The organism is Planosporangium flavigriseum (genome assembly GCF_011947225.1).
In the GTDB taxonomy this organism is placed as follows: Bacteria; Actinomycetota; Actinomycetes; order Mycobacteriales; family Micromonosporaceae; genus Planosporangium; species Planosporangium flavigriseum.
This window is the reverse complement of the sequence record NZ_JAATVW010000082.1, coordinates 1-233: the sequence shown is the minus strand read 5'-3', so window position 1 is coordinate 233 and position 233 is coordinate 1. Positions and strand designations below refer to the sequence as shown.

Annotated in this window: 1 protein-coding gene; it reads right to left on the bottom strand. The window is 72.5% G+C overall.

Annotated features, from left to right (window positions below; all coding sequences use genetic code 11):
* A partial coding sequence (locus tag HC028_RS26905; protein ID WP_168080237.1) for a phosphopantetheine-binding protein occupies positions 1 to 233 on the bottom strand: 233 nt, incomplete at both ends.

The following is a 233-nucleotide window of genomic DNA, read 5'->3' as shown; positions in this document are numbered from 1 at the left end:
TGGCGGCCAGGGCCGCGACGGTCTGGTGCACGAACACGTCGCGCGGCATGAGCGTGAGTCCGGCCTGCCGCGCCCGCGACACCACCTGGATGCTCAGGATCGAGTCGCCGCCGAGTTCGAAGAAGTTGTCCTCGACCCCGACCCGCTCCACCCCCAACACCTCGGCCCAGATCCCGGCCAGGACCCGCTCGGCCTCCGTACGCGGCGCGACGTACCCGTCCCCGACCGCGGCA